Genomic DNA, 23,745 nt, shown 5'->3' with positions numbered 1-23,745 from the left:
AATTGACGTAAGGCAGACGCTAGGCCACGTGAACGTGTTCTTGCCTGAGAATATCGGATAGCAATTCAAATTCAGCGATGTGAAAAAGCCGATTGGCAAAGTCCGCCTCACCTTTGCGATGACGCTCCAAGTCGGCCAGAATGACCTTGGCGTTATAGATGCCCCTTTCACGAACAGTCTGGCTCGCCAAGACGTCACGAAGTGGCTCATACAGGTCGTGTGCGAACCACTTCTTGCTCGCTGTGGGAAACCCCATCTTGTCCACTCGTCCTCGGACCGACTCCGGCATCCGCCCTCTCATGCCTTCGCGAAGCACATACTTATTCCATGGCCCACGCACTTTCCATTCGTCTGGCAGCCCACACACAAATGAGACCAACCGATAGTCCAGAAAGGGAAGCCGCGCTTCGACGGAATGTGCCATGGAGTTTCGGTCTTCAATCCTGAGATAGAGAGGCAGCGGAGCGGACACAATCGACTGTTTCAACGCATGGGAAAGTGTCGCCACCGGGGTCGCGGCTGCTCCGCTCCCGGCATAACTGAGCAGTTCATGGGAATACCACCGATTCTCGCGAAGCCTTGCCTGGCGACGTGCCTGCGCCCAATTTCGATAGGCATGAACCTTGTGCAGTTTCCACGAGACACATCGAACAACAGCTTCTTTAAATCGCTGCGACGCACTCCCGCCATGAGCCTGACTGTATTCAGTGATGGCCCGCCACGCATCTCCCACTCGGCCCCGCTGGATGAGTGAAACCCAATAATCCTGGAAATAACTCGAATACCCAGCGATGGTTTCATCGGCCCCTTGGCCATTCAACACCACACGAATGCCATGCGATGCGGCCAAGCGCATCAACTGATACCCCACGACAGCCGTCATCGTATGAACCGGTTCGTCCTGGAACCAGAGCAATTTCTGCAGATCACTCCACAGTTCTGACGGGCTAGTCTCAAGTTGTCGGAGTTGCGCGTGTGTCTGGGCAAGCGTGTCGGCAATATACCGGGATTCATCAAACTCTTTGGCCATATAGCAGAACGCCTGGAGAGCCTCACGCGATCTCGCGCCCCCTTCACCTTGCTGACGGGCGGCAGCGCAAATGATGGCCGTCGAATCCAACCCCCCGGATAAACACACACCGACCGGCACATCACTTCTCATCCGAATGCGCACCGAATCCTCAAACAGGTCTGCGAATGTATCCGCCGGATTCTCAACGATCGTTGGAGATAGACTCTCAAGGGACCAGAACAGCCATTGCTGCCATGTACCATCCAGACCGACTTCAAACCCACTGCCTGGGGGGATCTCTTCGATCCCCTCATAAAACGTTTCGGCCTGACTGTCGAGCCGCCCTTCAAGCAGAAAGGCAGCGGCGGTCTTCCAATTGATTCCAGTCCTTAGGTAACCGGACGCCCGCAATGCCTTAATTTCTGACGCAAACTGTACAACTCCTCCCTCTCGGCTAACGTACAGCGGCTTTACGCCAAATCGGTCACGGGACCCGAACAGGCACCGTCGACGGCGATCGTAAATCACAAATGCCCACATGCCGTTCAGCCTCGCGAGACACTCCCGGCCCCACTCACGATAGGCAGCAAGCAGTACCTCACTATCACCACTCGATCGGAACTCATACCCCAGCGTTCTCAGTTCCGCTCGCAATTCCACATAGTTAAAGATTTCTCCATTAAACACGAGCACACACTGCTGGTCAGCAGTGACCATTGGTTGATGGCCCGCCTCGGACAAATCTAAAATCGAAAGCCGGCGAAACCCCATACCTACAGAGGCATCCAAGTAGATACCGCTGTCATCTGGACCTCTATGAAACAAGCTGTCGGCCATTCGCTCGACGGCCGACCGCTCTATCATTCGTCCATTTAGACCTATGGCGACTGCTATCCCACACATCGCTGCTGACTCACCTCATCATTTTCCTTGCGAGTCTTTCTCCCTTGAGCACTATTTCACGACTACTTGGCGGAAATACTCAGTGGCTTTCCTGATGCCATCCTCCAACTCAACTTTCGGTTCCCACCCGAGGAGCGTTTTGGCCCTCGTAATATCGGGGCGTCGCACCTTTGGATCATCGGCGGGCAACGGCCGCTCTTCAATGACACTCTTGGAACCGGTCAACTTGAGGATAATCTCCGCGATCCCACGAACCGTCAGTTCTCGTGGATTGCCGATATTCACTGGATCGTGAATACTATCTAAGATCGCATCCGGCTTCTGGGTGAGAAATTTCGTCCGATCGGTGCGTTCCGCAACGGACTTATCGGACTTTGCGAGTAGTAACGCCACAATACCACGAACCAAATCATCGACATAGCAAAAGCTACGTGTCTGAGACCCATCACCGAACACCGTCAACGGCTTGCCCTGCAGAGCCTGAACGATGAAATTTGACACGACTCGCCCGTCTTTCGGTCTCATTCTTGGGCCGTACGTATTAAAAATCCGAACAATTCTCGTATCGACCCCATGGTACCGATGGTATGCCATGGTCATTGCTTCCGCGAAACGCTTGGCCTCGTCGTAGACCCCTCGGGCACCGATAGGATTAACATTTCCCCAGTACGTCTCTGGCTGCGGATTAAGCAGCGGATCCCCATAGACTTCGGAGGTGCTCGCCAATAGAAAGCGCGCCCCTTTGGCCTTCGCCAACCCCAGCGCTTTATGTGTTCCCAACGCCCCCACCTTCAGTGTGGCGATCGGCATCTCAAGATAGTCCTGCGGGCTGGCTGGGGAGGCAAAATGCATGACCGCATCCAACTGGCCGTCGACATGCAAGTAGTCGCACACGTTGTATTTCACGAAGCTGAATTTCGGATTACCGATCAGGTGAGCGATGTTTTCGGCTCGCCCTGTGATCAAGTTGTCCAAAGCGATAACCTCATGACCTTGTCCAATCAGGAGATCGGACAAGTGGCTACCCAGAAATCCTGCGCCGCCTGTAATCAAAATTCGCATGAATCGCTTCCTCCTTCGTCGTTACCGTCCCGGTATTAGTCGAGTTCAAACTCTTTTTTCCAATCTGAATCGCCCTCGAGGGGTTTCTGCTCAGTCTTGAGCAAAACACAATTCTCTAGAACGAGAACATCCATCTCCGTTCGCATGAAGCACCGATAGGCATCTTCAGGAGTACTCACGATCGGCTCCCCCCGCACATTAAATGAGGTGTTAACCAACACGGCGTCTCCCGTCTTTGCCTCGAAAGCCTTGAGCAAGGCGTAATATCGTGGATTTGTGTCTTTATGGACGGTTTGAACTCGCGCAGAGTAGTCCAAGTGCGTGACAGCGGGAATGTCCGACCTTGGCACATTGAGCAACTCGATGCCCCAGAGCCCCTCCTGCTTCGCCCCCACCGCAAGCCGGCGCTTTTCGACCACAGGAGCAACGATCAGCATATACGGGCTATCTGCATTCAAAGCAAAATAATCGGATACGCGTTCTCGCAACACGGACGGGGCGAAGGGACGAAATGATTCACGATATTTGATCTTAAGGTTCATCACCGACTGCATGTCCCTGTTGCGGGCATCCCCCAAGATACTACGCCCCCCCAACGCCCGAGGACCGAACTCCATGCGTCCTTGCAACCAACCAACAACCTTTCCTGCCGCCAGTTCATCCGCTACGCGTGCGTACAGCTGGCTCTCATCCAACCTGACATAGGGAGCACTAACCGTCTTGAGATAGGTCTCGATTTCTTCATTGGTGTGGGAAGGGCCCAAATACGACCCTTTAATGCCATCTTGGCCCTTAGACACCTTTCGAGGCTTCTGTTCGTACTGATACCAGGTCGTCAATGCCGCACCCATAGCACCGCCGGCATCCCCAGCGGCCGGTTGAATCCATAGTCCCTTGAACGGCCCCTCTCGAAGAATGCGTCCGTTGCCCACGCAGTTCAGCGCAACGCCTCCAGCCATACACAGATAGTCAACACCCGTCTCTCGATGCAGGGTACGCGAGAGCCGCAACATGACTTCTTCAGTAACTTCCTGAACCGACCGAGCGAGGTCCATCTCACGCTGCGTCAGCTTCGATTCCGGCTTCCGAGGCGGTCCTCCGAAGACCTCATCGAATTTATTCCCCGTCATGGTGAGACCGGTGCAATAATTGAAATAGTCCATGTTGAGCCGAAAGGTACCGTCTGGCTTCAGATCGAGCAAATGTTCGTAAATCGCCTTCACATACTTCGGTTCACCATAAGGAGCCAGCCCCATCACTTTATACTCCCCGGAGTTCACTTTGAAACCGGTGTAATAGGTGAACGCGGAGTACAACAGTCCAATGGAATGGGGGAATGGAATTTCCCAGAGGGGAGCAAGCGTGCCTCCGTCCCCAAGCCATGCTGACGTGGTGGCCCATTCCCCGACTCCATCCATGCACAAAACGACAGCCTTTTCATAAGGTGAAGGGAAGAAGGCTGACGCTGCGTGAGACTCGTGATGCTCGGAGAACAAAATTTGCGGGAGTGCACTTTTGGCCAGCCCCGGAGCATGGACCAGAAACTCCTTCTGCAGCAGACTCTTCAGTAGCAATTTTTCCTTTAACCATACCGGCATGGCAGCGAGAAACGATTGGACGCCACGAGGGGCAAAGGCGAGATACGTTTCTAAGAGTCGTTCAAACTTCACCAGTGGCTTGTCGTAAAATACAAGATGCTGTACCTCGTTGAGGGCAATGCCTCCCTCCCTCAAACAATATTCGATTGCCCTATGAGGAAACCCTGGATCATGTTTTTTTCTCGTGAATCGCTCCTCTTGCGCAGCAGCGATAATCTCCCCGTCACGCACCAGACATGCTGCGCTGTCATGGTAAAACGCCGAAATGCCGAGAATATTCATGTCCGCCCTCTCAGATTAGGAAAAAAATACTTCATTCAACAATTCAGGCGCAGTCAAATCTCGCGACATCGCATGACGGTGGAAGGTGACATCCCGCCGAAAGACCATTTCCCGCCGATCAGTGCCCTTCCGAACATTGCGTGATAAGTTCGAGGTATCGACTGGCAATAACTTCCCAATTGTATTCACGACACGCCCATTTCTTCCCCTGTCCAGCCAGAGAACTTCGAAACATCTCATCAGAGTGCACCTTGATCAAGCCGGAGGCCAATGCACTCGGGTCATCCGGTGGCACCAACACTCCTGTCACACCGTCTTGAACAATCTCTGGAACTCCATCAACGTGACTTGCGACCACAGCTTTCCCACAGGCCATCGCCTCGGCAATCACGAGCGGCATGCCCTCCGCACGCGACGCGAGCACGAAGACCAGGCACGACTTCATCAGCGCGAGCACTTGCCTCTGTGATTGATTGCCCAAGAACCTGACCTGATCGGACACTCCTTGCTCCCGTGATTGACGTTCCAAATTTTCACGTTCCGGCCCGTCGCCAGCCACAACCAAGTGAAGCAGTACACCTCTACGCTTAGCCTCCTGCAGCGAGGAAATGACGACGTCGATGCCCTTTCGATGAATTAAATGCCCCGCTGTCAAAAGAAAATTCGGCGGGAGGTCGCCGGCCATTTCCACTGCCTCCACCGCTTCGATCACATCCAACGGGGCACCATTCGGCAACAACTGCCTGCGACGCAGGCGCACGGATTTCAACACCGATTCAACTTTGGAGAGAAGCGTTCGAGATACAGCACATACGAGATCAGCCTGTTCAAGCAGAAACCGCACTAACCTTTGCTCGCGCGGATCCCAGAGAGCGAGGTCATGGGCATCATTTCCCTGATACGTGACAAACAGCACACTTCCGAACACACGTTTTAATATCCCAAAGTAGAACATCGCAGGCAGAGGGTACTGAATCAGAACTGCATCTATACGCTGCTGTTTGGTCAGCCACAGCAATTGCAGCAGGGTAACTGGAAACCAGAGATACCACATCAGGAACGCACGTATCGGATGAGCGGGCGACACAGGAGATCGAAGGTACATGCCATATACGGCAGCCCCATCCAGCATCTCAATCTGCCGCAAGCAATTCTCGCGATCGGAAACAAATATTGTGACCGAATGGCCCTTCTTTTGGAATTCGCTTGTGAGCCGGTGGACTACCGTACTAATTCCACCGGTCAACGACGGCCGCCAAGGAGTAACCAGCAAGATGTTCATATTGTGGACCGCGCCGCAATATGGATCGGAAGGCCTCTCCACACTATGCTGGCCTCAACGGAGCTTGAGCCCTGCTCCGGCGAATGAAGGATTTTGCAAAATCCGCGTACAATTCAAACCGTAACGGCCACTGTCTGATCAGGCTGCGGAGTCGCTGTCGCGCAACAACGCCCGAGCACTCCACCCGTTCCAGATAGGCGAGCTGCCGCTGCTGTTGATAAAGCTGCACCTCGACCAACTGTGCCACATCGCGACCATGGTTTTGCTCAAGCGCACACTCCGTGAGAAGGATTTGGTAAATCCTGACAAAATCCGCCACTAGACGACGCTGGCTCGCCATCAGGCTACCGGCCCTCCAACGATATAGTCCCAGTGGATCAGGTAGATAGCCTATCTCGTAGCCCTCAAGCACAACTTGGATCCAATGCAGATAATCCTGGGCAATTGGTAGGCGCGAATCAAACTTGCCCGCACGGTCAAACGCAGATCGCCGCTCTATAACAGTCAGTGTCTGGATATGGGAGCGCTGAAGCAGCTCCCGAAGGCACGCACCTTGTGGGACGGATCTTTGCGTGTCCAGGTTGAATCGATCATGCAGCACCGAACCCTGTTCATCAACGACCGCCACCTCCGTGTGAACAAGTCCGCAGTCAGGATGCGCATCGAGATATTCAATCTGTCGTGCTAATTTGTTCGGGACCCACAGATCGTCAGCATCAAGATAAGCGATAAATTCCCCACTGGCATTCTCTAGGGCCGTGTTTCGCGCCGCCGATGCACCCTGATTAGACTGGAAGATATAACGTACCGAATCGCCATACTCTGACATGATCGATCGCGTGCCGTCAGTTGATCCATCATCAACTACGATCACTTCGAAATCGCGATAGGTCTGAGCAAGCGCCGAATCCACAGTGCGTCGGATGAAGCGATCACAGTTGAATGTCGGAATCACGATTGATACGCGAGGCATATGCAGGCGTGTCCCAACAACGACCTATACGCTTGCCTGAGGAAGCCTGGGTTGCATAGCCGTCAACGTCTTCTCTGTAGCCGTCTCCCATGAGAACCACTCGGCTGCAAGCTTGCGTGCGCCGCGTCCAAGACGCGCACGCAATTCGTCCTGGGCCATCACTTGAAGTATGAGACGGGCTACTTCCTGATGATCCCTTGGTTCGCACGTAAGAACGTTCTCCCCATCGACGATCGCTTTATCCATAAGCGGCCCTCGTGTCACAATGATCGGCAAGCCGTGCGCGACCATCGAAGCAAACGAGCTGTTATTCAGTTGTACGCCTTCAAGGAAAGGCAACACACAAACGTCGGAGGCGTGCAGCAAGAGGGACGCCTCCTCCTCATCCGACTTGAAAGCACCTGTCCAGATGGTTCGGGCATTGATGTGCAGATCTTTTGCAAGCGCCTGCATGTCGTCAAAATACGATCCTCCCCCTTCGACATCCAACCCCACTTTCCCTCCAATAAACAGCAGCCGTGCTTCGGGATGCTGTGCTGAAACGACCGCGAACGCCCGCAGTAGTGTCTCAATCCCTTTGATCGGATAGAGGTAGCCGAAAAAGGTCACGATAAATTCCGAGGACGTCACTCCCAGTCGCTTCCGCCCACGCTCGCGTGCCACCCCGCCGACATTCGAGGCGATAAATAGATTTGGGGGAGGCGGGATGAGAGCAACCTTTTTCTCGACTGGAGGCCACTCCTTGATCAACATCGCACGATGCCGTTCGCACAATGCAATGACCGTGTCGCTATCGCGAAGCAATGTCCCCGAGCTGTATGCAACATCCGATGTACCGGCCCATCGAACAACCAGTTTCCGAAAGAGGCGGGAAAGAGTTCCTGTTTTAGAAGGATCTGCCCCGACAAAAGCACTCTCATAGCGCGTCACAAATGGCATCTTCGGAAACAGCCGCTTACTCACCGTAGGCAGAAATGTCACCATCGGGTGAAATTTGTACATGAGACCGATATACATGAGAAACACGGCGTCAGGAGCATAGGTCTTGAGAAAGGAGCGCACTCGAAGCAAATCAACCCACCCCCAGCCTTGCATTGTGGCATGCACATGGATCTGAGGATCAGCGGTTCCGACATTTCCATACGAGGTCAACACGTGGACCTCGACACCACGCTCCACCATTTGGCGACACAGGTGATAGGTATTTGTGGCCTCCCCGGCATGCATCGGAGGGTATGCTGCTGATATCACCAGTACTTTCATGGCATCTGAGATCTTTTCATGTAGACCGCTGACAGAAGAGGGTCCGGGAGATACGTTCACGCCCGTGGACGTCTCAACCATGCCTCGTGAATCTCTTCAAAAATGTGATTCAAGTTTTTCGTAATACCCCAACCGGGGTAGTGAGTGGTCATTTTCTTCAGGTTGCTAATGTAGCAAATGTGATCGCCCTCGCGATTCTTGTCGACATACTCGTAGAGCATCTTCTTGCCTGAGACAGTCGCGATCATGTCGAAGGCTTCAAGGATTGAGCAGCTATTGCCCCGCCCTCCCCCAAGATTGTACACCTCCCCACTTCGAGGGTTCTCAATGAACGCATGAATGAAGCGAGCGACATCAAGGGAATGGATGTTGTCCCGAACCTGCTTCCCCTTGTAGCCGAATACACTATACTTCCTGCCCTCGAGATTGCATTTTACGAGGTAGCTCAAGAATCCGTGCAACTCTACCCCTGAATGATTCGGCCCCGTGAGGCAGCCTCCTCGAAGGCAACACGTTTTCATGCCAAAGTAACGGCCATACTCCTGCACCATGACATCGGCCGCCACTTTGGACGCACCAAAGAGAGAGTGCTTGGATTGATCAATCCGCATGTGTTCAGTGATTCCGTCAACGTCGGCTGGCAATGCATAGTCCCATCGTGTCGCCTGTTCCACAAGTGCCAATTCGTTCGGCGCATCCCCATATACCTTGTTGGTAGACATATGAACGAAAACCGTCTCGGGCGTGTGCAGCCTTGTCGCCTCAAGCAAATTGAGCGTTCCTACCGCGTTCGTATCGAAATCATCAAAAGGGATTTTGGCTGCAAGATCATGCGACGGTTGTGCGGCGGTGTGCACAATAATCTCGGGCTTTAACTCCTGAATAAGAGCCAAGGCACCCTGGCGATCACGAATATCCAGCTCGTGATGCTGAAAGTTTATCAAATCAGCCTGCAACCGGCGCTGATTCCAGCGCGTATCACCTTGCGGGCCGAAGAACGTTGCTCGAGTGTTATTGTCTACGCCGTGGATCATCCAGCCTTGCCCGTGAAAGTAGGCACACACCTCAGACCCAATGAGGCCAGATGAACCGGTGACAAGCATTCGTTTCATGGCGGACTCGCTCCTTCCCTGCTCTCAAACAGGCACACACAGCACTTTTTCTTTTACGTAATGGCCTTATCTAGGTGAAATTATGTAAATGATGCCCTGTACCGTGAGGAATTGGCTCATCATTCTACTGGGCACAGCGAGGAAAACAGCGACTTGTTCCATTGTCGGTCACATTTGCTCATGGCTCAAGCCGATTCGCATTATTCGCTGAAGATTTAAGAAGTTCTATTCAATCCGAGGAGAAAGTAAATGCGGCTCCCAGAAGGTGCGATCATATCTGGGCCAAGCATGACACCCAAACGGCATCTCGCCATGAGCGAGTTTAAAACACAGTCGAGGAGCCACTTCGAAGGCAAACCGTAAGCCCTCCTCCAGCGAAGCAACCTTAAAGTCAGGCACGTAGTGCTTGGCGCGATCAGACCAAAAATGATCTTCATTTTTCGTCCCGTCAGGCCTAAGATGCCAACGCGCCATCTCTAACCGCGCACTGTTGAATCGGGAAAAGCACTTAAGCAATCGTCGGGGGGAATTTAGCAATCGAATGGGGAGTGAACTCCCCGCGTATTTTTCGCGCCAATATTCGTCTGGTTCCATCCAATATACGTTCGACCGAAACACTTTCAAAAAACTCTCAATTTTGCGTAGCGAGAATCCACCATTTCCAACCCGAGCCTCTTTCACCCAAGGGCTGTCCTCGCACTGTAGCCAAGGCGGCCCGATATAGTCCAACCCGGTATCGCACCAGGCGAGTAGCTGATCCGAAAACACTAAGGCATCAAGGTGATAAATCAAAATATATCGGTACTCAGTGAAAGAGCGGTAAAAGTCTTCTGACAACAAAAGGCGGGTATTTGCCGCAACACTTCCAAAAAATTCATCCCCAAAACGCTTAAGGGAACATCCCGGCAGATCAATGGTGAGTGAGTCCGGCACCACCAAATACTTGTCATAGGCACCGAGATAGTGCGTCAAATGTTCGAACGAGATCTGCTCGTCAGCAGTCAGATCCGCTCGATTGTGCATTGGCACGACAATCGCGACTTGTTTCTTAGGCGTAGCAGTCATATTGCTCAGACCAGCCTACAACTCGTTTTTTCTAAGGACTCTCAACATCTCAAGGAACAAGGATCGCCAACACACATTCATGATTCCAGCAGATGACAGAAAGCATGACCTAAGCATCTCGACCGCCATGTCTCAGAGCTTCTCAAGTTGCCTTAACACTTCTTCGCCAACCAACTTGTGACCGAGTTCATTATAGTGGGCATACCGTCTGAACGGGAACAACGACAACGGATCTTGGTGTGCAGCGAAAGAGGTGTGAATGTCCACGACATGAAGATTCAGACGTTTGGCTATGCTAAGGACGTGATCTCGGTCTTGGCTCGCCAACTCAGGAATGCGGTACCGCTCCCATGTCGGGAGATACACAAATACAAGCCGTCCGCCCCACGAACTGGCTGTGTTACGAGCTTCCGCAAGAATCCGCTCAAACAGCTGAAGGTCTTCCGCCGCTGCTGGCGCACCGGACTCGCGAAGGTATTCCACCAACTCGGCTGGGAGTCCTTGCTCCATCGATCGTCGTTCTTGAAACACTTGGAGCGCCCGGCGAAGATGCTGCAGTTTTAGAATTTTCTCGACCGAAACGGGAGCCTCAGCCCTGGCCATTTCCGCATCAATGTAGGCCTTCAGTGACTGGTCAATTTCTGCTTGGTGCTCGATTAAATGTTGGGAAAAGGAGGACCCTACGTACCTCATCAGCAATGGAGAGTTTTTCTCCCACCCGTCCAAATCCCGCAGGTCATTGCCCTCATAGTAGAACCACAGCACCAATTTAGGCTTGAGACTCGCACCATACTCTTTCAGGGTTGCCAAACTCGTCAACGGCCCGTGACCATTTATACCTAAGTTGATCGTATGAGGGCGCTGTGATCGTACGGTCGCCACAAATCCCTTATCCGTGGGCACACAAACGCCATGGGTGTACGAGTCACCAAGGGTGATGATATCTGCGGACTGTCTCTTCCACATGCCTCGCGGATTGTGAAACCCGTGCTCATCGCTTTCGTACACAACGTATTCGCCACTCTCGTTGCAGAAGACGGTCGTCGTCATCGACATGCCAGCCACAGGCAGAAACTCTTCGTAATTCCTGAGTAAGATCGATTTAATGGTCTCGCTCGAAGCAGGTTCGAACAAGACTCTAGGAAATACATCAGGATACGCGTCGATTCCTCGCGCCCTCAGATCATGAATTACTTGCAGCCTCGAACGTGTGTCGAACTTCTGATCACCTGCCTCCAAGGTCTTTATCCGATCTGCCGCAACCTTCGGATTAGCGTCCTGCGGAAAGCTTAGCCACCCTTGGGCACCCAGCGGAGCAATGGTCGAGCCGGAATATGCCAGGACCACTTCGACAAAATATAGCGTGAAAAGTGTAGACACCCCGACAAACACACCATTGATCTTGAGCGATTCCGGCAAACGCACACCAGCGGACAGCAAGGCTGCAACCACCATGATCGCTGCATACCTATACGACAGACCATGGCGCCATACCAAGAAGACGAATAGCGCTACACAAACTGTCGCGCCCAGCAGGAGCGCAAGATTTGCCGCCTTTCCCATTCGTCTCCCCATCTCGCCCATGCGCACGTACGCTCCTCCTATCAGCAGATCGATTAACCGGGCTTAGCTCAGGCTGCCCTTCGATGCCAATTTCTTTCTCATGCCCTTACTGCCCTTACCGCCTCCCGTGCTTTGCCAAAATCATTTCTACGGTCGCACGAAAAGAACGCGAAAATTTTTCCGGAGTATGATTGTTGTGGGCTGCTTCCCATGCCTTCTTAGCCCTACGACTCAATTCATCCACAGACATCTCAGCAATCTCACTCACTTGACGCATGATGGTTTCGATCGAAACATCTTCTAAAAGAAAACCAAAATTTTCTACATCGATCGACGATTCATAACTCACAACTGGAATTACCCCTGCAGCCATGCTCTCTATCACGGCCGCCGCTCCAGCCTCAGAACAAGATGGAAAGACATGAGCAATAGATTGCTCCAGGATCAGTCGAAACTCTTCACTGGACTTATCCAGCCAGCCAACACATTTGATATTTGGCGTATGGAACAATTCCTTCCTATAGACATCCACAAATTCTGGCTCATTATGCACTGGCCCCACAATAGTCAGCTGGCAGTCTGGCAGTCTGACGAATGCCTCTAGCACCAAGTCGAGCCCCTTGTGAACCATGCCTCGGCTTCCAAACCAAAGAAATCGGTGTCGAGCCACGTCAAAATATTTGCTCTCCGGCCAGGGCCACATCTGCTGGACAACCATGGGTAACCGAAACATAGGCTTGTTAGAATAAGTGTATGTATTTACCGTAAACTCATTTCCGCAGGTCGTCAGATAATCCGCGTGCTCCACGCCTAAATGTGGGGCTTCTAAGCGATTTGGCGGAACAGTCCGCCCCTTCCGTTGCTGAAATGCCAACATCCTTCCCATTTCGGCCGAGTTCTGGTAGACAATCTGAGCCGTATCACAGTGCAGAATCTTGATACAGGTGGAAGGCAGATAAGGTTGAAGTCTCTGCAAGTTCATACGGGTGTCAACAATAATGTCGTACGGCTTCCATGGAACAAATTTCTGATTTTCACAATGAATCACGTCTACGTCATAGCCCAAATCGACAAAAGTCTGAGCCATGAGTATGGTCTTTAGAAACTGTGGGTGGCTAGTAGGAATAGGCTCTCCCAGCATCTTGCTGAGTAGCCCTTGGTTGTCGTAAGAAATCAAAACGCGGCCGCGCGAACTCCCCACGGCGTGCAATGAAACAACGCCCCCCCTAAACTGTGGCCAGACGCCTCGAATGGCACCGATTACTTCTCGTCCCCATAGATATAATTGGTACCGTTGCAAATACCGCCACAATCGTTTCAACACATCGTCCTCTGCCAGCCTTCAGGAATCGGCCACCCGACTTCACGCCACCCATCCACTGCGGCGATCCATTGATGGGAATCCAGACGATGGGAATCGACATGATGCATCCCCCCTTGAGTCCAGAGTCTCCAGCTTGGACCAAACAACGAGCCACGCGAAGCCGGCTGCTCACGGTAGGTTGAAGGAGTCAGTTGCACTATCTCAAACGCTCTTACTTTTGTCCCATAAACTGGGAAACAGTCTTGCGCAAACCTGAGGATGCGATCACCGACAACCACGACTCGTCCTGCGGGCCTTGCGATATGGGGGTTTGCTTGAATGATCGGCGATCGAGGATGCTCATGCCATGGACCGCCTAGGTCAGGAGCGTGGTAGAGGCGAAGTGTATCGTGTGCCAAAGCTGGATTTGTCTCACTGAACAACCACCAGCGGTCATGATAATAAAAGATTGAACTGTCATTGAAACGATGGCCTTGTATCAGCGTTCCAATACACTCCCATTTCGTCGGAAACGACCTGGCTTCATAGAGACGGACACTTTCCGCTTGGTGGGTTTCCGGAATCATATAGTATCGGCCATGCCATTCAAACACGTAGGGATAGGATAAATGAAAGGATTCACGCAGTACAACTTTTTGGTAGGTCCAGGCAAATCCATCTTCGCTTGTTGCCCAAGCAATCTCACCCCGATCCGCATCAAAGTTATAGACCTCGAAAAACATGTGCCACAGATCTGGACCTCGAAGCAGGAATGGATCCGCAACAAATAATGCCCGCACGTCCGAAACATCTTCACGAGTCAATACCGGGTTGAGCATACCCGGAGCGTGGCGAAGCTGCAGGGGCGATGCGCCGGTGACAATCCCTATCGACCATAGTTGATGAATTGCCCCCTGTTTTCCCAATAGTCGGTTCGCGATGCTCACTGGACACAGCTCGCGAATTTTTCGCTTGGCATACCACTTCAGGACCTGTTGTATCGCTGCGGCGGTCATGCCTAACCTATGGCCGTATGAGTGGTGTACCAAGCAATCGTCCGCCGCAAGCCTTCGTCAAGGGAAATCTGCGCGCGCCACTTCAGTAGTTCGTGGGTACGCATCGTATCGGCACTTCGCACCGGTTCCGCCGGACGATCGGGCAGCATGCCAAATTGGGGTTGCGCTGGCTCTCCCATCAGCAAGAAAATCCGCTCAACCACCGACCTCACTGTCCGATTCGTTCCCGTGCCAACATCAAAACATCCCCCTTCAATTTGAGGAACGTTGGCAGCTGCTAGGAACGCCTCCACGAGATCATCAATAAAAACCCAATCGACCGCCCAGAGGCATGAAGAAAGCTTCGGCGATTCCCGCCTGAGAAGGGAAAGAATGACGGACGGAATAATTTTTCCTCGATCCTGGCCTGGCCCGAACGTCATGAACGGAGTAAGAATGACGGTCGGCGTCCGATAGAGTAGATGAAACATTCTTGCATAGGCAGTCGATGCCCATTTGCCTGCCGCATAGGGAGAACTTGGAACGGGTGCGAGCACTCCCCCAGTCGGTTCAGTAAGTGACCCGGTCACGACGATACGTCCACAGCCAGCCTCTGTTCCCGCGACGAGTACATTAACCGCACTCACCACAAGCCCTTCGAGGGTAGGTAATACGAGAGCAAGGTCCGGATTCGCACCTGCGGAGCCCGCCAAATGGTATACCACCTTTGGCCTTAAGTCCGTCAGGAGTCTCCGCACACTATCGATGTCTGTAAGGTCGAGCTTCCACCAGACTGGACCACCTGGCTCCGTTATCCGTGCAACTCGGGAAGTTGCGTGCACCTCCACCCCAAGATTCATCAACCGTCGACATAAATGTGATCCGAGAAATCCACTGCCGCCCGTTACGAGGATTCTTTGTCCAGGCCACTGATCAAGATTTGGCATAGATGCAATACGCTTACAGCGAGGGGGTTGGGATATCTTTTGGCTTGTACCGCAACTCACCGCCTTCGTGCGCACCATCGTCGTAGAGAGCGACGATCTCGGCAGGAATTTGCGACAAGTCCGTTACTCTCAGATAATCCCGCATCGTAGTTCCCGTACACTCTTCATCAACACGAGGCGCCCCGCGACGAGCGGCAGCGTCATCCACATTCACGACACGGAAATCGATGCTGAATCGCGTCTTGCCGGAGGTATTCGGCACACTCGAATGCAGTTGAGCTGCGGAGAACAGAATAATACCCCCCGCAGGAACAATGATGCGAATTTGCGGATCGATCTCGATAGCCTCGATAGGCTTGGAAAGCGGTCGTGGATCGGCTTTAAGAAACTGAGAAACGTGCCCACCCCGATGCTGCTTGTTCCACTCATAGTAATTGTGACTACGGGAATCATTCTTGACAACTCGATTCCAGTACATAGGGTGGAATGCCATCGCATTATCCGAACGGATGTCGTATATCGGAATCCACCAATTGATTTGGCAAGGAGGGGCCGAATACCACGTATCGCGATGCGGGTGCCACGCATATGCAATCCCGGTCGTCAGATAGTTATCACTCGTCGAACTTCGCATTTTGGGCACATCAAAATACGTTTTGTCGGGATCTGCTCCCATTTCCACTAGCAACGCCTTCAGATGCTTCTTCGAGTCTGGGTGATGAATAAACTGCGGCTTCAGCTTACCGAGTACTTCGGCATACTGTTCAACCGGCATGTGGAATTGTGCTGTCTCAGGATCAAGCGGGGCAAAAGCTTCTTCGATCAACTTGCGTGCATGAGCCACCAATGCTAGGGAATGCTCTCGGGGTGAATACGCCATCAACTGCCCTTCAAAAATCAGACTTCTTCTCTCGTCATCGCTTAACCGGGCGTCATGGTAAATGGTGTTATTCATTCGACATCTCCTTTGGCGTTACACACGCAACGTTGCGCCTTCGAAACTGAATCGCAACCTACAGTCAGTAACAAACGCCTACACATCTCTCGACAACCATGTATCGCGCCATCATGAAGAGTTCAGATTCACGCCAGCGCAAACACTCGGCACGTCAGCCAGAGCGACGGAGCAATCCCTGCCCCTCCAACTCGTCCGCGGCCAGCTTGATGGTTGAAAAGGGTAGGCCGGATCGTTCGGCAATTTGCAACAATGTGTGACTACCGTCAGACAGATTCAAGACCCAGAGAAAAGCCATTTCCGCGCTTCGACCCGTAACGTTACCTCCAATTGCGCGATAAAGACCTCGCTTGCCAAGCTGTGGCTCGCAGAAAGGGGACGTGTTGACGTACCTCCTGTTTGCCTCCAGGACTTCGACAACTGACCGAACAACTTCAAGCGATCGCGAAAGGGATGTCGGTTTGACAAAGTCAAGATTGTCGGCAGAAGTATGATACTCCGGATATCCTCCATTAGCCCGACGCATGAAGCAGCCGACGGGGAGATTAAACCCTGGTGAGCCATACTGGCGCTCATCATATCCATAAGGAATGAATTCGGTAACCTCAAACAACTCTCCCGAGTGTCGTAAGACATGGGCGAACGCCGCATCAATGTCAGCAGCACCATCTCGAGTTTTCTTGTAGGTGAAGCCACCCTCATCACCCACACCGGTTAAAACAAAGCCATGCTTGATGTTGGATACATGTCGTTGATTGAGGGCCAGCCAAGTGATCGCCCCGATAGTGACCGGAAGAAACAGGAAGCGATAGGAGTATCGACGTGAACGAGCCTGCAACGATTTGGCCAAGAAGGTCGCAACTGCGATCCCCGATAAGTTGTCATTGCAGAGAGATGGATGGCAGGCATGACATGAGATGAGCACCTCGTCTGCGGTTTCCCCGGGCAAATAGTATTCACCGTAGGTCAAATGTCCCTTCTCCAAAGACGAGTCAATCACCACATCATAATCCTCATCTAGAAGCTCAAGATATTGACGATGACTCAGACAAAATCCCCACGACTCTTTGTAATAGGATGTTCTATAAGGAATCCACTCCGGATGATCCGGCAATGTAAAGAGGTGTTCTTTGAGCTCTCGTAGCGACATACGCGCCGAAATCGGGGTGCTATAACTTACCACGTGCAAGTTGGATTGTTTAAAATCAATAATTCGGATTCCTCGCCTATCAGCCACGTATGCATCCCGAATATTCCACTCAAGCGGGACCATCCAATCAAAAACCTGAGTTCCGCTAGGCACTTCTGTGATCGTCAACGGAATATGTTGTTGAATACGCCCGAAGGTTTCTCGGATGCCCTGACCTGTAATACTCCGACAGATCGGATAAAGTTCGGCGATGAGTTGATACATCTCCTCGCCGCTACCATCCGAAAGACCCGTCTTTGACTCGAAGCTTTTCACGTCACCAGCTCTTACGAAGTTCAATCCGCCAGAATCATTCAGCACAAGAGCCATGCGCTATTTCTCTATCAGGGGCATATTCGAACTTCTGGAATTGGCACAACAAACTGCCCCCCCCAAGTTCGGACATAACTCATCTGCTTCATAATTTCGTCTTTGAGATTCCAGGCAAGAATCAACACATACTCGGGTTTGGTTACCTTGACGCGCTCTGGGTCGTGAATGGGAATATGGACCCCGGGAAGCCAATGTCCTTGCTTGTACGTGCTTCTATCCACGAGATAATCAACAAAGTCTTCTCGCACCCCGCAATAATTGAGCAACGTACTGGCCTTCGCTGCGGCTCCATAGGCGACGACCGATTTTCCCTCACGTTTTGCACGGATCAGGAAGTCGAGAAGCGCGCGTTTTGTCTCTCGCGCTTTCTCAGAAAAGGAAAGGTAGTGAGGAAGCGTCGCAAACCCCAATGCTTCTTCCTTCTTTTTGAGCACCTGCAATCGTTCCGTAACCGGGTTGGACTGAATCTCCTCATGACGAGCATAGACTCGTAACGAACCACCATGCGTTGATATTTCATCGACGTCGAAAATGGTTAGTCCATGCTTCTCAAAAATCTGAATCACAGTGGTGAGTGAAAAATATGAAAAATGTTCATGATAAATTGTATCAAACTGATTCAGCGCCATAAGATGCATCAAATGAGGAAACTCCATCGTGATAATTCCCTCAGGCGCTAAAAGGATTTTGAGTCCCCCGATAAAATCATTCAGGTCCGGCACGTGCGCCAAGACGTTGTTGCCAATGATTAGGTCAGGGCGCCTTTGCTCCGTTACTAACTCCCGCGCGGTCTGAGTTCCGAAGAATTTCACACATGAAGGAATCCCTTTCTTGCTGGCCACTTCCGCCACGTTTTTGGCCGGCTCGATTCCCAATACCTGAATACCTCGTTTCACAAAATTCTGCAGTAAGTAGCCATCGTTACTGGCGATTTCAACGACATAGCTTTGGGGACCTAGCGAGAATCGTTCCACAGCCATATCGACATAGTCTTTCGCATGCTGAAGAAAGATGTCGGAAAAGGATGAGAAGTAGGCATAGTTTGAGAAGATGTGGTCGGGACTCTCAAATTCCTCCAATTGCACCAATAGACAGCGTTCACAGACAAACGCCCGCAACGGATAGAATGGCTCCACCTGGTTGAGTTGATGAGCCTTTAAATAGGAGTTGGCCATCGGAGACATGCCCAGATCAAGAAAGACGTGCTGCAGAAGCGTTCCACAAAATCGACATCCGCCACGAGACATCACCTAATCTCCTTTGGCTAAAACAACAACAATACGGACGTACACTCAATCGAAAAAATGTCTTTCACGTGGACTCCGGCGTGTATCCGACACCACGCCATACAACTCCCGCTTCGACCATTGCTGCAGGCTCGAACACCCCACGGCCATCTATCACAAGAGAACGGGCCATCAATCGCGAGAAATCCGCCGGCTGAATCTCTCGATACTCCGGCCACGCAGTCACGAGGCAACAGGCATCACTTTTCCTCAAAGCATCAGCCCAATTTTCAGCGAACACGACATCTCGAAACTCGGTTCGCCTCTTCGCGTGGGGCATGGCAATGGGATCATGAACGAGGACCTTCGCGCCCTTCCTTCGAAGCTCCGCCACCAAGGGCAATGCCGGTGATTCCCGCAAATCATCTGTTCCAGGCTTGAATGCGAGACCGAGCACCGCCACATTCTTGCCTGCCAGGCTCAATTCTTTTTCCAGTAGCGCAACCATTCGGAGAGGCTGGTCGGCATTGATATCCAACACAGCGTCTAACATTCGTGTCTGTTCACCAACTGTGCGCCCAAAACTTCGAAGTGCCGCCACATCCTTCGGGAAACAACTACCTCCGAATCCTAAACCATGCCAAAGATACTCCGTAACTCCTGCAGGTCCCCCCACCTGCCCATTGATCGGCGTGAGTCGCCTATCAAGATGAACCCCTTTCCACACCGAACGTGCGTCGACACCGGGCACAGCGGAACATATGTTACCAATCTCATTCGAAAATGAAATCATCGTCGCAAGCAGAGAATTCGACACATACTTAATCATCTCAGCCGTACGCGGTGTAGTTATTAATTTGGGACAAGTGAACCCTGCGTAGACCCTTAGAAACACTTCTGCCGTGATGGGATCTGTGGCACCAACGACGATGCGGTCCGGAACTCTAAAATCCTCGACAGCCCGACCTTCCCTCAAAAATTCTGGGTTCATGCACAAGCCCCAGCCGTCACCGACACGCCTGCCACAGTGAGATTCGATCGCAGCCTTCACCGGTCCTTCCGTAGTTCCTGGTAATACCGTACTTTTCACCGCTACAACATGGTATCCACGCTTGTTCGCTAGAGCTGCTCCGACTTCCTCCGCGGCAGCCACAATTTGAGACACGTCCATCCGCCCATCTACCGTTGGCGTGCCAACACAGATCAGCGTCACGTCGGAATCGAGAATGGCTGGCTTTGCATCCGTGGTGGCAGACAACAATCCTTTGTCGCGGGCTGATCGAAGCAAATTCTCCAATCCGACTTCATGAATTGGGGGGCGACCGGCATTAATTTCCAGCACAACCTCCGGTCTGATATCAACACAGGTCACCTGATGCCCACGCTCTGCCAAGCAGGCCCCTGATACAAGGCCCACGTATCCCGTACCTATTACTGATATCTTCATGATCACCTTACTGGTTAGCTAACACGTTTGTCTTCCGCGAGCTCTTCCAGGTCAACAAAATGCCTATACCAGTGCAACATTCTGCCCAAACCGATCCTGAGATCGACAAGCGGAGTATAGCCAAGAAGCGATCGAGACTTCGCGAGATTCGGGCAACGGCGATTGGGGTTATCCGTCAGATAGTCGGCCTCCTCACTTGGCTTATGGATAACCTGCCGCGCACTACCGGCCACCTGCAACAGCATCCGTCCAAGGTCATGCATGGAGATTTCAGGTGAGTCGCTTCCTATGTTGAACGGTTCAGCATGATGGCGAGACAAAAGGGTCAGCAGATATCCTGTCAGTGCATCTGAGACATAGCAGAAGGTACGGGTCGGACTGCCATCCGATCGAAGGACGATATCGCGATCTGCTAAGATATCGCGACAAAAATCAGGCAAGACGCGGCCGTCGGCCAGACGCAATCCAGGACCGAAGTTATTGAACGGTCGGACGATCTTCGCAGGCACGCCATGCTGCTGATAGTATAAATAACAAAGCGTCTCACCTAAACGCTTGGATTCGTCATAACACGCCCGAGGACCAATACATGACACATTGCCACGGTAGGCCTCGTTCGTTGGAATCTCATGAGCTGGCGGATCACCATAAATCTCACTCGAACTAAAATAGAGGATGCTTTCAGTCCGATGACTTTTAGCGAGTTCTAGCATATGTCGTAAGCCGGAAATATTCGTATCTAGCGTCTCCAACGGATATTGACGATATACTTTCGGGCTGGCGATAGATGCGCCGTGGATGATGAAGTTGAAACGGGAGGCGGTCGACTGTGGCCAAGGCTTTGTAATATCTTGTCGAACCAGCTGTATGTCTGGGCTCACAGCCACCAATTCAGTAAGCCAGCGTGGGCAACCCCGGATATAATTGTCAGCGGCGACGATGGACAGACGGCCATTCTTTAAGAAGGTCCGATTGAGATAGGAGAAGAAATGAAGAAACCCAAACCCGAGAAAGCCCGCTGCTCCCGTAACCAGAATACGCTTTCCGCGCAACGCCTCCAATCGAGGGCCCAACGTCTTCTCCATTCTCGCCCAGTCTTCATCCAACCATCCCTGTGCCTGTACGAACAAAGATGTATCACTGGTCATTGACGCTCGCTCCTCTCGGCTAATGCACGCTGTAGTCCAAACGCAGCTACGTTAGGCATTGTAGAGTTGGTATCTTCTCTCATCCCTTACCACACCTTCCAAGGCGCCTTACCAGAATTCCACAACTCCTCCAGATAACTCTTTTCTTTTAGGGTATCCATGCATGACCAGAAGCCATAGTGCTTATACCCCACCATTTCGCCGGCGTGAGCGAGACGTTCGACGGGCTCTCGCTCCCAAGCTGTTTGATCACCATCAATATAGTCTAAGGCCTTTGTATTCAGGACAAAAAATCCGCCGTTGATCCACCCCTCCCCGGACTCAGGCTTTTCAAAAAACTCAGTTACTCGATCGCCATCAAACCCAATCCGACCAAATCTCGCTGGGGAGCGGACTGAGGTCATGGTTGCAATTTTCCCATGGGAACGATGAAACTCGATCAACTTGCTGATATTGAGATCTGCCACGCCGTCCCCATACGTCAACATGAATGTTTCATCGTTTTCCAGCCACTTCTTCAATCGTTTTACCCGTCCACCTGTTTGCGTTGTCTGTCCCGTATCAGCCAGATGAACTGTCCACTTCGGCTGATTTCCATCATGAATCATGGTTTTTCCAGTAGAAAGATCCACCGACAAGTCATTATTGATGGCAAAGAAATTCAGGAAATACTCTTTGATCATTTCCCCTTTATAGCCAAGCGCAATGACAAACTCGGTCACTCCGTACACCGCATGAATTTGCATGATGTGCCAGAGGATTGGCTTACCGCCAATTTCAACCATCGGCTTTGGACGGAGCACGGTTTCCTCAGACAATCGAGTTCCCAATCCCCCTGCTAGAATCACCGCTTTCATGTCCCCACCTCCAGAAATCGATCGTTGTCTCCACCTGCGCCGACAGTGGACACCTACGTCAGAGCATCTAGCACCCTTCCTACGCTATCGCAACGCATGCGCACTTAGAGCGAACGCGAGGATCACTATCCGAAAGACGTTATCGCGCAGCTATCACTGCATACCCTTTTGGTCGCACCTAGAGAATATAACATTCCTCTCCAACTCTCCTGCCGCAGTCAGAGGAAAACCCTCGACAAATAAGGCACTACCAAACTTTTTACCATAACATTTTTTACCTAAAACACCTTTTTAAATAACATTATGCTCGACACGAACTCACAGCTGAATGTTGCTATTGAGACATCCCATGTCCATACATTCTCCGCTGAGACACCTATGATCCCCCCATACCCACAAACTGGAAGCTGTGAGTCGTCTTTCGATATCCGAGCCTACATGGGCGACCAACTTGTATACTCCCTGCAATTCTGTTCGTGAGCTTGCAGAACCCCGCTCAGACACATTTCCATCAGAGCTGAGCGAGCTCTAGGAAACCAACCACCACCCGGCACCGGATACATGATGACATTGTTCGGCTGCAACAAGGATCATGAATATAAGTACTCGAACTTACGTCAATTAGTTATGGTGCGCTACGCTCTGTAGCCCATCGAAGCAGGGGCCGCACAACTCCCTCCCATCGTCCAGTTACATCACCTCGCGCCGTGTCACCTGTCCCTGGGTCCACCACACGGAATCCCACAGCCCGCGGCACGTCACAATGCTCATGCCATGGATCTTCCGAGAACAGCCCCCCCCCCACAACCATCGTTCCCTCTGAAAGAAAATTACCTGGAATCCAAGCAGTGCTGATATATCGCCCAACGGGACGAGGTCGCCTATACCAAGCGGGATCACGATCATTCGCAATAAATGCGATGACATCTTCCTCGGTGTTGAAGCCAAACTGTGCAACAATCGCGTGCCCTGGCTTTAGGATGTCATACTCGATTTCAACGCGGATGGGGTTACGAATGTCCACAACGTCGGCAATCCGCCCGGCCTCGGTTTTGACGCGGACTGCCCGCAGGCGCACGATGTCATTGCCCGGGGCCTGTGCCGGGTCCGGCCATTCGATTGACGGCTGGATGTGGCCGGCGTGCAGATAGTGGTTCACGACGTCATGCGCCGCGCCGGCCTGGACGATCTCCCCCTTGTTCAGTAGGATGGCGCGGGAGCACATTCGCG

At 52.1% G+C, this 23,745-nt stretch carries 18 protein-coding genes and 1 pseudogene; all 19 read right to left on the bottom strand.

The features are described from left to right. Positions 1-19: 19 nt before the first annotated feature. A complete protein-coding gene (gene asnB, locus KJA79_RS22500; RefSeq protein WP_213044355.1) occupies positions 20-1,876 on the bottom strand; it encodes an asparagine synthase (glutamine-hydrolyzing) in 1,857 nt (618 codons plus the stop codon). Between the two features lie 90 nt (positions 1,877-1,966). After that, positions 1,967-2,977, bottom strand: a complete 1,011-nt coding sequence (locus KJA79_RS22495) for a UDP-glucuronic acid decarboxylase family protein (RefSeq protein WP_213044354.1) — start codon at positions 2,975-2,977, stop codon at positions 1,967-1,969. Between the two features lie 35 nt (positions 2,978-3,012). After that, positions 3,013-4,857, bottom strand: coding sequence for a carbamoyltransferase family protein (locus tag KJA79_RS22490; protein WP_213044353.1), 1,845 nt, complete (start codon positions 4,855-4,857; stop codon positions 3,013-3,015). Between the two features lie 118 nt (positions 4,858-4,975). After that, positions 4,976-6,139, bottom strand: coding sequence for a glycosyltransferase family 4 protein (locus KJA79_RS22485; RefSeq protein ID WP_213044352.1), 1,164 nt, complete (start codon positions 6,137-6,139; stop codon positions 4,976-4,978). A 43-nt stretch (positions 6,140-6,182) separates the two neighbouring features. After that, positions 6,183-7,112, bottom strand: coding sequence for a glycosyltransferase (locus tag KJA79_RS22480; protein ID WP_281412718.1), 930 nt, complete (start codon positions 7,110-7,112; stop codon positions 6,183-6,185). Positions 7,113-7,136: 24 nt separating this feature from the next. Beyond that, positions 7,137-8,456, bottom strand: coding sequence for a glycosyltransferase family 4 protein (locus tag KJA79_RS22475; RefSeq protein WP_213044350.1), 1,320 nt, complete (start codon positions 8,454-8,456; stop codon positions 7,137-7,139). Continuing rightward, complete coding sequence (locus KJA79_RS22470; protein WP_213044349.1) at positions 8,432-9,487, bottom strand: NAD-dependent epimerase/dehydratase family protein; 1,056 nt, start codon at positions 9,485-9,487, stop codon at positions 8,432-8,434. Before KJA79_RS22470 ends, KJA79_RS22475 begins: the two co-directional genes overlap by 25 nt. Before the next feature lie 225 nt (positions 9,488-9,712). Then, positions 9,713-10,552, bottom strand: a complete 840-nt coding sequence (locus KJA79_RS22465; protein WP_213044348.1) for a DUF5672 family protein — start codon at positions 10,550-10,552, stop codon at positions 9,713-9,715. A gap of 132 nt (positions 10,553-10,684) precedes the next feature. Then, the gene (locus KJA79_RS22460) at positions 10,685-12,136 is read right to left on the bottom strand and encodes an SGNH/GDSL hydrolase family protein (RefSeq protein ID WP_213044347.1); all 1,452 of its coding nucleotides are present in this window, start codon (positions 12,134-12,136) and stop codon (positions 10,685-10,687) included. A 94-nt stretch (positions 12,137-12,230) separates the two neighbouring features. After that, positions 12,231-13,202 carry a glycosyltransferase gene (locus tag KJA79_RS22455; RefSeq protein WP_246507885.1) on the bottom strand — a complete coding sequence of 324 codons (972 nt, stop codon included), beginning with the start codon at positions 13,200-13,202 and terminating at the stop codon, positions 12,231-12,233. A gap of 230 nt (positions 13,203-13,432) precedes the next feature. After that, entirely contained in the window at positions 13,433-14,434 is a 1,002-nt protein-coding gene (locus KJA79_RS22450; RefSeq protein WP_213044346.1) for a glucosamine inositolphosphorylceramide transferase family protein, read from the bottom strand. 2 nt (positions 14,435-14,436) lie between these two features. Next, positions 14,437-15,360 (bottom strand): NAD-dependent epimerase/dehydratase family protein, encoded by a 924-nt coding sequence (locus KJA79_RS22445; RefSeq protein ID WP_213044345.1) that lies wholly within the window; start codon positions 15,358-15,360, stop codon positions 14,437-14,439. A 13-nt stretch (positions 15,361-15,373) separates the two neighbouring features. After that, positions 15,374-16,315 (bottom strand): phytanoyl-CoA dioxygenase family protein, encoded by a 942-nt coding sequence (locus KJA79_RS22440; RefSeq protein ID WP_213044344.1) that lies wholly within the window; start codon positions 16,313-16,315, stop codon positions 15,374-15,376. A 154-nt stretch (positions 16,316-16,469) separates the two neighbouring features. Next, positions 16,470-17,729 carry a DUF4910 domain-containing protein gene (locus KJA79_RS22435; protein ID WP_213044402.1) on the bottom strand — a complete coding sequence of 420 codons (1,260 nt, stop codon included), beginning with the start codon at positions 17,727-17,729 and terminating at the stop codon, positions 16,470-16,472. A 119-nt stretch (positions 17,730-17,848) separates the two neighbouring features. Beyond that, a complete protein-coding gene (locus KJA79_RS22430; protein WP_213044343.1) occupies positions 17,849-19,084 on the bottom strand; it encodes a class I SAM-dependent methyltransferase in 1,236 nt (411 codons plus the stop codon). 64 nt (positions 19,085-19,148) lie between these two features. Then, the gene (locus tag KJA79_RS22425) at positions 19,149-20,510 is read right to left on the bottom strand and encodes a UDP-glucose dehydrogenase family protein (RefSeq protein WP_213044342.1); all 1,362 of its coding nucleotides are present in this window, start codon (positions 20,508-20,510) and stop codon (positions 19,149-19,151) included. 14 nt (positions 20,511-20,524) lie between these two features. Further along, entirely contained in the window at positions 20,525-21,658 is a 1,134-nt protein-coding gene (locus KJA79_RS22420) for an NAD-dependent epimerase/dehydratase family protein (protein WP_213044341.1), read from the bottom strand. Positions 21,659-21,744: 86 nt separating this feature from the next. Continuing rightward, complete coding sequence (gene rfbF, locus KJA79_RS22415; protein WP_213044340.1) at positions 21,745-22,515, bottom strand: glucose-1-phosphate cytidylyltransferase; 771 nt, start codon at positions 22,513-22,515, stop codon at positions 21,745-21,747. Between the two features lie 625 nt (positions 22,516-23,140). Further along, positions 23,141-23,745: pseudogene (locus KJA79_RS22410) on the bottom strand (ABC transporter ATP-binding protein); the annotation flags it as partial.

The organism is Nitrospira defluvii (assembly GCF_905220995.1).
Classification (GTDB): Bacteria; Nitrospirota; Nitrospiria; order Nitrospirales; family Nitrospiraceae; genus Nitrospira_A; species Nitrospira_A defluvii_C.
Note: the sequence above shows the minus strand (reverse complement) of the source record. Positions and strands in the feature narration are given on the sequence as shown.